General features: G+C 65.6%; 2 protein-coding genes and 3 pseudogenes. 1 reads left to right on the top strand and 4 read right to left on the bottom strand.

Annotated features, from left to right (window positions below):
* The 4 genes and pseudogenes from JCM19049_RS10230 to JCM19049_RS23445 all read right to left on the bottom strand — a co-directional run.
* Window positions 1-320, bottom strand: a 320-nt coding sequence (locus tag JCM19049_RS10230) for an FKBP-type peptidyl-prolyl cis-trans isomerase (protein ID WP_054821531.1), incomplete at its 3' end; no start/stop codon positions are given.
* A gap of 172 nt (window positions 321-492) precedes the next feature.
* Window positions 493-819: pseudogene (locus JCM19049_RS20075) on the bottom strand (FKBP-type peptidyl-prolyl cis-trans isomerase); the annotation flags it as partial.
* A 603-nt stretch (window positions 820-1,422) separates the two neighbouring features.
* A pseudogene (pafA, locus tag JCM19049_RS10225) lies at window positions 1,423-2,795 on the bottom strand (Pup--protein ligase).
* Window positions 2,796-2,884: 89 nt separating this feature from the next.
* Window positions 2,885-2,980, bottom strand: a pseudogene (locus JCM19049_RS23445) (ubiquitin-like protein Pup); the annotation flags it as partial.
* Window positions 2,981-2,994: 14 nt separating this feature from the next.
* On the opposite strand from JCM19049_RS23445, the gene JCM19049_RS23440 reads away from it, so the two are divergent.
* Window positions 2,995-3,123, top strand: a complete 129-nt coding sequence (locus JCM19049_RS23440) for a hypothetical protein (protein WP_374700284.1) — start codon at window positions 2,995-2,997, stop codon at window positions 3,121-3,123.
* Window positions 3,124-3,288 lie beyond the last annotated feature (165 nt).

Here is a 3,288-nt window from a genome sequence, read left to right as displayed (position 1 = left end):
CCGTAGGCCAGCTCGGAGGGGATCTCCAGGCGGCGGCGTCCGCCGACCTTCATGCCCAGCAGGCCCTGGTCCCAGCCCTGGATGACCATGCCCACGCCGACCGGGAAGTCCAGGGTGGAGCCGCGGTTCCAGGAGGCGTCGAATTCCTCACCGGTGGACCAGGCCACGCCCACGTAGTGGGCCTGCACGGTGGTGCCCGGGGTGACTTCGGCACCGGTGCCCTCGATCAGGTCGGTGATGACCAGTTCGGTGGGCGCCTCGGTGCCCGGGAAATCGATTTCCGGCTTGCTGCGATCGTAGTTGCGTTCGCCAAACGACATGCGTGTCGCCTTTCTGTGGGTGATGATGGGCCGAGGTTATTCGGCGTTGGAGACCTTGGTCAATTCTACGTAGAACACCAGCGGGCCGGAGGGACCTGGGTGGCGTTGTCGCCGTAGGCCATGTCCGAGGGGACGCTGAGCAGCAGCTTGGAGCCTTCCTTCTGCCGCTCAGGCCCTTGGTCCAGCCGGAGATGACCTGGGAGAGGTTGAACTTGGCGGTGTCTTCGCTGTCGAAGTTGCCGTCGAACTTCTTCCCGTCGGCCCAGGTGACACCGTGGTACTTGACCTCCACGTCGGAGTTTTCGGTGGCTTGCGCGCCCTTGCCCTCTTCCAGCACGTCCACGGCCAGGCCCTGCGGGGCCTGGGTGTCCTTCGGGATGCTGATCTTCGGTTCCTTCTCGCTGGTGTCCACGCTCGGCAGCTGCTTGGCGTCCTTCAGCTCCTTGACCTTGGACTGCTCCAGCACGGTGCTCGGGTCGCTGGCCGACTCGACGTTCATCACGATGATGCGTTCGGCGCGGGCGCCGTCCTCCGGCTCGGAGACGCTGCCGTCGGACTTCGGGTTGCCCTCCACGGTGGTGTAGGCGATCCAGGAGCCGACCTTGGAACCGATCAGGGTGTCGTACAGTTCGGGCATCTGCTGCTTCATGGTGTCATCGACCTTCATCGGCACCGCTTCGCCGGTGAAGTTCTCATCGACCTTCATCCCGTCGATGTTCTTGTAGATGCCGGACTTCAGCTTGATGGTCTGGCCCTCGGAGATTTCGTTCCCCTCGCCTTCGACCAGCACCTGGGCCTCGGACTTCTCGGTCAGCAGCGGGGCGTCGATCTTCACCGACGGTTCGCTGTTGGCGTCCGCCCCGGGCTTCACCTCGATCGAGTCCAGCGAGGTGCTGGAGCCGGCACCGCAGGCGGTGAGGGCGAGCACGGAGGCGGTGACACATACTGCCAGGACTTTGCGCACAGATTCTACTTTCGTAGCAGGTTCATCGTTTGCAGCCCGCCGCAAGCCGGTGGCGCGGCGGGAGGACTTTTTCCAGATTAATGCGGGAATCTGTGAAAATTCTAATTCCCCGCTGGCTAAACCGGCGATGCGCGGCACCTAGACCGGTTGGCGCATCAGCTCGATCAGCTCATCGACCCGCGGATCTTCGGTGGCGAACGGGTCCTTGCACAGCACCACTCCCCCGGGTCCCTCCTCGTATTTCATGTGCACCCAGTCGGTGGAGTAGCGCCGGCCGGTGGCCCGGGCGGCATTGACGAACTTGGCGCGGATCGCCGCGCGGGTGGTCTGCGGCGGGTGGTTGACCGCGTGGCGGATCTGCTCGTTGGAGACCACGGTGCTGGCCATCCCGCGCTTCGCCAGCAGGTGGAAGAGCCGCGGGCCGGGTCGATGTCGTGGTAGGTCAGGTTCAGTTGGGCGATCCGGTGCGAATCCATGCCCAGGTTGTGCTTGGCCGCGTACCCGGTGAGCAGCTTGTGCTTGATCGCCCAGTCGATGTCGGTGTCGATCAGTGAGAAGTCCTGCTCCTGCACGGCGGTGAGGGTGCGTTCCCACAGTTCCATGATGCGCGGGACCAGCTCGTGGTGGGCGCCGTGTCGGTCCAGGAAGTTCTGCACGGTCTCCAGCAGCTGCCACTGGATCTGCAGGGCGGTGGGTTCGTCCCCGCCCATCAAGCGCACCACGGTCTGCCCGGTGAAGTCGTGGGAGACCTGGCGGATGGAGCGGATCGGGTTCTCCAGGCGCAGATCGTGGTAGATCTCCCCGGATTCGATCATCCGCAGCACCAGGTCGGTCGCCCCGACCTTCAGCAGCTGGGTGGTCTCGCTCATCGAGGAGTCCCCCACGATCACGTGCAGCCGGCGGTAGAGTTCGGCGTCCGCGTGCGGTTCATCGCGGGTGTTGATGATCGGCCGGGAGCGGGTGGTCGCCGAGGAAACGCCCTCCCAGACGTGGTCGGCGCGCTGGGAGAAGACGAAGCGGGTCTGCCCGTCCACCTCCACCAGGTGCCCGGCGCCGGTGAGCATCTGCCGGGTGACCAGGAACGGGATGAGCATGTCGGCCAGCCGCTTGAATTCGGTGCGCCGGGAGATCATGTAGTTCTCGTGGCAGCCGTAGGAGTTGCCGGCCGAGTCGACGTTGTTCTTGAACAGGTAGAGCTTGCCCTGGTGCCCGGCGTCGGCCAGGTCCTCCTCCGCCTGCTCGACCAGGTCCAGCAGGATCGCCTCCCCGGCCCGGTCGTGGGCGATCAGCTGGGGCAGCTGGTCGCATTCGGCGGTGGCGTACTCGGGGTGGGAACCCACGTCCAGGTAGAGCCGAGAGCCGTTGCCCAGGAACACGTTGGAGGACCGTCCCCAGTCCACCACCGGCTTGAACAGGTGCCGGGCCGCGTCCTCCGGGGTCAGCCGCCGCCCGTCCAGCGGGACGTAGCTGAGCCCGTACTCGGTTTCGATCCCAAAGATCCTGCGGTCCACGTGCTGGTCCCTTCCGGCTGCCGGCACAGCCTGAGTCAAAGTTGGTGGTGCGCCAGGCCACTGCCCGCCGCGGGGGTGAGGTCCTGGGCCTACTGGCCGCCCTTTTGGACGAAGCCGCGCACGAATTCCTCGGCGTTGGTCTCCAGCACCGAGTCGATCTCGTCAAGCAGGTCATCCACCCCGGCTTCGGTGCCTGGGTGTGGGTCAGGGCCTGCTCGACCTGCTGTTCCTGTTCCTGGCGGTTGCTGCGTGGGGAAATGCTTTCCTGGCTCATGCTTACTCCTTCTTCGTGGTGGCTGGTGGCGCCGGCGGGTCGGTGGGCCGCTGACGGGACAGCCGTTCTGCTTATGAAATTGGGGCCGCACCGTGCCGGTGGGCGCTTGCTGCCATTGTCAGCCGACCGGGTGCTGCTTGGCCAGCTCGCTAAGGAACTGCGAAATCTCCAGCTCGGCCTCGAACAGCTGGCCCACCTCGGCGCGGGTGCCGCGCAGCG

The sequence above is a fragment of the Arthrobacter sp. JCM 19049 genome, from assembly GCF_001310435.1.
This window is presented reverse-complemented; position numbering and strand designations above follow the sequence as displayed.